The following is a 6,099-nucleotide window of genomic DNA, read 5'->3' on the forward strand; positions in this document are numbered from 1 at the left end:
GCGTTGCCGACGGGCTGATGACCGCGTCGAGATAGCCCCGTTCCGCCGCGATGTAAGGGGTCGCGAAGTGATCGGTGTAGTCCTGGATCAGCTCTGCCCGACGAGTCTTCGGTGACTCGGACCTGGCTAGATCCCGTCGATAGATGATGTTGACGGCACCCCGGGCGCCCATCACCGCGATCTCGGCGATCGGCCAGGCGAGGTTGATGTCCGCCCGCAGGTGCTTGGACCCCATGACGTCGTAGGCACCGCCGTAGGCCTTCCGAATGATCACCGTCACTTTCGGTACGGTGGCCTCTGCGTAGGCGTAGATCAGCTTGGCGCCACGGCGAATGATGCCGTTCCACTCCTGGGAGGTGCCGGGAAGGAAGCCGGGGACGTCGACCAGGGTCAGCACCGGGATGTTGAATGCGTCGCAGGTCCGGACGAACCGGGCGGCCTTCTCGCTGGCGTCGATGTCGAGGGTGCCGGCGAACTGCATCGGCTGGTTGGCGACCACCCCGATAGAACGTCCATCCACCCGGCCGAATCCGACGATCATGTTCTGGGCGAACTGGGTGTGGACCTCGAGAAAGTCACCCTCGTCGAGGAGCCGCTCGATGATCTGGTGCATGTCGTACGGAGTGTTCGGGGAGTCGGGGATGAACGTGTCGAGATCCGGGTCGATCTCGGCGTCCAGATCGTCCACGGCGTCGTAGCTCGGGGCGTCGTCGAGATTGTTCGACGGAAGGAACGACAGCAGCGCACGGGCGAGCTCGAGGCACTCCGTCTCGTCGGCCGACTGGAAGTGCGCGACACCGCTGCGGGAGTTGTGGGTGTGTGCGCCACCCAGTTCCTCCATGCCCACGTCCTCGCCGGTGACTTCCTTGATCACGTCGGGGCCAGTGATGAACATGTGGCTGGTCTGGTCGACCATCAGGGTAAAGTCGGTGATCGCCGGCGAGTACACGGCGCCACCGGCGCATGGTCCCATGATCAGTGAGAGCTGTGGGACGACGCCGGAGGCCATCACGTTGCGGTAGAAGATTTCGCCGTACAGACCGAGGGAGACGACGCCCTCCTGGATACGCGCTCCGCCGGAGTCGTTGATACCCACGACGGGGCAGCCCGTCTTCAACGCAAGATCCATGATTTTGACGATCTTCTCACCGAAGACCTCACCCAGGCTGCCACCGAAAACGGTGAAGTCCTGGCTGAACACGCAGACCTGCCGGCCGTCGACAGTCCCGTACCCGGTCACCACGCCGTCGCCATACGGCCGGTTGGCCTGGACGCCGAAGTCGTGCGCGCGATGGCGGGCGAAGGCGTCGGTCTCGACGAACGACCCGGGGTCGAGGAAGGCCTCGACCCGTTCGCGGGCTGTCATCTTGCCTTTGGCATGCTGCGCGTCGACCGCTCGCTGGGACCCGGCGTGGACGGCATCATCGTTCACGCGCCGCAGTTGGGCGAGTCGGCCTGCGGTGGTGTGCGGGTCGGGAGCGGAATCCTCTGCGGGCGCGGGAAGAGCCATAACCGGCAGCGTACGACCCCCGCGGGTCCACGCGTGTGATTGATGTGCAGCGGATCTCACCGGATAGGCGAGATTCGTGGGCCTCTGGTGAGTTAACCGTATCCCGGATCAGTTTGCTGATCGTCCGCTGATCGCCCGAGTCGCCGGCGGGTGACCGGACGGTCTGGCAGGGTGGACCGGTGTCACCCTCGAAGGAGCCTTCACCCGTGGGACCCTCTCCCGAGCAGCCCGCGTCCGGCAAGCTCCCGCCCGGCAAGCCCTCGCCGACGTCCCCTCGGGCCCGCTCTGTCGGGGAGGGGCGATCCGCGTCCATCGGAACACGTGAACCGCTGGACGCCGCACGCCTCGCGGCCCGTGCCGCCGCGGTTGGCCTCGACCTGACGGTGGTAGAGGAGATCGACTCGACCAACGCCGCGCTGGCGCGCATCGCCCGGGGCGAAGACACCGCCCGCGGCCGGGGACAGGTTCTCGTCGCCGAACAGCAGACGGCGGGTCGTGGCCGGCTCGACCGATCCTGGGAGTCTCGCCCTGGCGCCGGGTTGACGGTCTCGCTGCTGCTGCGACCCCGGGTAGCGATGTCCCTGCTCGGCTGGCTGCCTATGGTGGTCGGAACCTCGCTCCTGGCGACGCTACGTGAGGTGGCGGCGGTTCCCGCAGTCCTGAAATGGCCCAATGACGTTCTCGTCGACGATGCGAAGCTCGCCGGCATCCTGGTCGAGGTCGTCCAGATCCCACTGTCGTCACCTTCGGTGATTATCGGTTTTGGGTTGAATGTCATGGCGGAGCGTGACGAGCTCCCGGAGCGGTCGACGAGCCTGCTGCTCAGCGGCGCGCTTCCGGCGGCTCTGGACCGGACCGAGCTGCTCGGGGTGGTACTCGCCGATCTCGTCGGGGCGATCACTGGCTGGGAGGCTGACCCGCAAGCGGCTCGCGCGGAGTACCTACGGGTGTGCGCGACGATCGGCCGGCGGGTGCGCGTCGAGCTGCCGGACGGTTCGGCGGTGCTCGGGACCGCCACCGATGTTGACCCCGACGGCCGGCTCGTCGTCGACGGGCGACCCTACAGCGCCGCCGACATCGTTCACCTGCGGTGACGAGGGACCCGGCAGCGATCTGTCAGCCCGAGATGCGACGATCGTTGCCGTGGCGTTTCCCGACGATATCCTCACCCAGGACGAAGAGGTTGTCCTCCATCTGCACCCGCACTGGGTCAGCCTGGTAGTCCCGGCGCTCTGGACGGTTGCCGCCCTCCTTTTCGCCGTGCTGGGGGTTTTCTTCGCACCTGGAGGGGTGTTGCAGAAGCCCATCCAGTACCTCGTGCTTCTGGTCGCCTTCGGTGCAATCGGTTATCTGAGTGTGATGCCATGGCTACGTCGAATGACCACCCATTACGTCGTGACGAACCATCGACTGATGATCCGCGAAGGGGTCGTCACGCGGGTTGGGCGTGATGTTCCGTTCGCCTGGTTGGTTGGTGCGACCGTGCAGCAGAACGTCCTCGACCGGGTTCTGGGCTCGGGTGAGATGATCATTGAGACGGTGGGGCAGCGGGGCCGGGTCAGCCTGTCGTGCATGCCGCACGCCGAGCGGGTGCAGGAAACCCTTGCCGATCTCTCCGCGCCCTACCAGTCACGGGGCTATCCGGGGGCCTGACGCCGGGACGGCCGGAGGCAGCAAGCACGGCCGATCCGTCACACCGGGTCGAACTCCCGCCACCATGCGAGCAGTTTGTCGGCCTGCGGATCCTCCGTGGCGAAACCGAGACGCTCGTCGTCAACCGTCCAGAACACCGAGAACCGACCGGGTCCTGCATCGCACAGGAAGGTGCCACGGCGTCGGGAGCTGCGTGCCCAGCGCTCGATGCCGGTCTGCCCCTGATAACAGTTGCCGACGCCGGCGAGGGCTGCGGACCGGCGGGCGATGTCGCGGGCCAGGGCCGAGGCGTCCGGGTAACGCAGGACGAGGATTCGAGCGGGGGCCGGAGCATCGGTCGCCACCCCGGGGACGCAGCTGAGGGCCGCCTCCGTGCCACCGGGTACCGCCTGTCCCTCGCTGGGCGGCGCACTCGCGCACTCGCCGACCGCGAACGGCTTGAGCGAGGACCGCAGCCGTGCCTCGGCGGCATCGAGCGTCGGGCCCGGCGACGGTCCGACGCCGGCCGCTCCGGAGGCCACGGCCCCTCCGGAGGCCACGGTGCCTCCCGTGCCCGTCGTGCCGGCCGCCGACGGGTGGCGACCGGTGGGGCTGTCGCTCGGATCGCGGGTCACGGCGAGTCCGATGGTGACGCCACCCGCGATCAGAGCCACGATGATTAAGATGATCGCGGTGAGGGGCCCGCGACGCCACCACGAGTCGGTTTCACTGGATGGATCCTCGTCACCGTCGGCCGGATTCCGCGGGAATCCGTCTTCGGAACCGTTCACAGGTATCCGGTCTCCCGAGGAAGGTCAGCTCAATGACGGAGTGGATCGAACGACTTCCACCATCTGTTGAGGTTACCCGGATCCTGATCATCCGCGGAGAACGCGATTCGATAGTCGTCGTAGGTCCAGAACTCGTAGAAACGCTTCGCGAAGAAGTAGCACAGCCGGGTGCCACCGGTCGACTCGGCCGGCGAGCTCCACCGCTCCGAGCTCTGCTGGCCGTCGTCGCAGTTCCCCTCGTCGTAGTAGTACGTTTCACGGGCGCCGATCTGCCGGTCCATGGCGGACTGACTCGGGAAGTGGAACGCGGTGACCTCGATGCCGCTGAGATCCTTGCAGACGAGGGCGGCGTCGGCATAGGCGCTGTCACGGTGTGTGGGGACGGCGCATCCCGTCATGACGACCGGGTTCAGTAGCGAGCGGAGGATCTCCTGTGGATTGCCGGCCGGCTGTCCACCGTTCCCCGACGCTCCGGTGGCCGATGTTGTGGCGACGGATTGTCCGCTCGTCGTGTCGGTGCCGTCCTCGCCGGTGAACACGACGACTCCGAGCAGGATCACCAGGGCCAGGAGGAGGCCGCCGCCCGCGAACAGCAGGCGTCGATCCACGCTGACTTCGTGCCGGGAGGCTGTGCCGCGCTTGGCCAAGGGGGCTACGGCGCGCTCGGGCCCGGCCGCATTGGCGGGGATTCCTGTCGGGTGGGCGGGCGGCTCCGGTGGCGGAAGTCCCGGCAACAGCCCCGGTAATGACGAGGGCCGTCTGGATTCCGCAGGTGCGCCGAGCCGTGTGGCGGTGGCCGTGTCGACCGAGGGAGCGGACGTGCCGAGGAGATTGACGGGTGCCGGCGCTGGAAAGCCGCCGGTCGGGACAGGCGTCCCGCTCACCGGAGGGAATCCGTTCGGCGGGTTGACACCGATTGTCGCTCCGGGAGCCGGCGCCGGATAACCGATGGGCGGTGCGGACGGCGCGACATGCGCGTCAACGCCGTCCGTGGACCTGCCCCGGGCCCCGAAGGCTCCGAGGAAGGCCGTGTCACCGTTCGTGCCGAGCCCGGTGTCGGTTCCGGCCGCGAGGGTTCCGGGCTGGTTAATGTCGCTGCCCTGGATGCCGGGCCGTCCGGTGGGCGGGGGGCTGGGTGGGGTCAGGCGGTAGGTGAGGTCGCCGTCGTCCGGCCATGGTGACGATGGGGCGTGGTGTGGGGACATCGACAGTCCGGAGGACGTCCGAGGTCCCGAAGGCAGGGGCGGCGGCAGGTCCGGGCCCGACGGGGGCCCCGGCGGGAACGGCCGTTCCGGAGTGGACGGGAACCCCGGAACCGAGAGGGATTCCACGGTCGACGAGGTTCCGGGAGACAGGGGAGGCTCGAAGGTCACCGGGGACTCAGCGTTGCTGGATCTGGTTGGCGAGCCGTAGTAAAGCGGACCGGGCGGGCCGGCCATGCCTGTGGGCGGCCCAGGGGGTCCCGGGGGCCCGGGAGGTCCCTGCATCCCCGACCGAGCCGGCAGGCCAGGCGGAGTCGGTGGTCCCTGTCCGCCCGGACCAGGCTGGTCAGCCCGGGCGGACGAGGTGGGGGGCCGGTGGGCGGGGCGAATCCAGGCGGGGCGAGAGATCCGGGTGGCCCGGGGGGAGCGGGCGGCCAGGACGGAGTGGAGGGGCCGGGCGGCCCCGGGGGCCACCCGGACCGGTCAGTCCCCCGAAGTGAGGGGGAACCGTGGGGACCGGCGGGCTCGGTGGCAGAACCGGACCTTGCGGTCTGGAACCCGACAGCGGTCCCGAGCCCAGGGCCGACGGCGGTGAGACCGGATTCGTGTAGGGCGGAGACGACAAGGCATGCCCCGGCCCCACCCCTGGTCCCGGTCCTGGGTGTAGTGGATGCAGGATGGTCCGGTCAGGTTCGTCCGGGTCGGGGCCGCTCCCTGGCCGCGGCGAGGCCGGCGGTGGCTCGGACACCCGCGACGCTTCGTCGTCGCCTTGGCCGGGGCTGGGCACGGTTCCTCCCGAGATGGGTGACAGGTGCAACCCCAGCGTAGGCCCCTCACCGCTCGGATATGGGCGATGTCAGGCTACTGCGTCACAAATATTGCTCTATCACTACCCGCCCGGCCGAAGGCAAGCAGGCAAGATCGAAGCCACAGCAAGCAGCACCCCGCCGTGCGGACGTGGCCC

At 68.5% G+C, this 6,099-nt stretch carries 5 protein-coding genes; 2 read left to right on the forward strand and 3 right to left on the reverse strand.

Going from position 1 to position 6,099, the window contains the following annotated elements:
* Window positions 1-1,510 (reverse strand): acyl-CoA carboxylase subunit beta (locus AC08OT_RS18465; RefSeq protein WP_476603098.1); only part of this gene is annotated, 1,510 nt, incomplete at its 3' end.
* A 206-nt stretch (window positions 1,511-1,716) separates the two neighbouring features.
* Here AC08OT_RS18465 and AC08OT_RS18470 point away from each other — a divergent pair.
* The gene (locus AC08OT_RS18470; protein ID WP_476592040.1) at window positions 1,717-2,604 is read left to right on the forward strand and encodes a biotin--[acetyl-CoA-carboxylase] ligase; all 888 of its coding nucleotides are present in this window, start codon (window positions 1,717-1,719) and stop codon (window positions 2,602-2,604) included.
* Window positions 2,605-2,653: 49 nt separating this feature from the next.
* Window positions 2,654-3,163, forward strand: coding sequence for a PH domain-containing protein (locus tag AC08OT_RS18475; protein ID WP_476592039.1), 510 nt, complete (start codon window positions 2,654-2,656; stop codon window positions 3,161-3,163).
* A gap of 38 nt (window positions 3,164-3,201) precedes the next feature.
* Here the strand turns inward: AC08OT_RS18475 and AC08OT_RS18480 are convergent, their stop codons facing one another.
* Window positions 3,202-3,816 (reverse strand): hypothetical protein, encoded by a 615-nt coding sequence (locus tag AC08OT_RS18480; protein WP_476592038.1) that lies wholly within the window; start codon window positions 3,814-3,816, stop codon window positions 3,202-3,204.
* A gap of 146 nt (window positions 3,817-3,962) precedes the next feature.
* Window positions 3,963-4,541, reverse strand: a complete 579-nt coding sequence (locus tag AC08OT_RS18485) for a hypothetical protein (protein WP_476592037.1) — start codon at window positions 4,539-4,541, stop codon at window positions 3,963-3,965.
* Between the last annotated feature and the right edge of the window lie 1,558 nt (window positions 4,542-6,099).

This window comes from Frankia sp. CgJB1 (genome assembly GCF_977947065.1).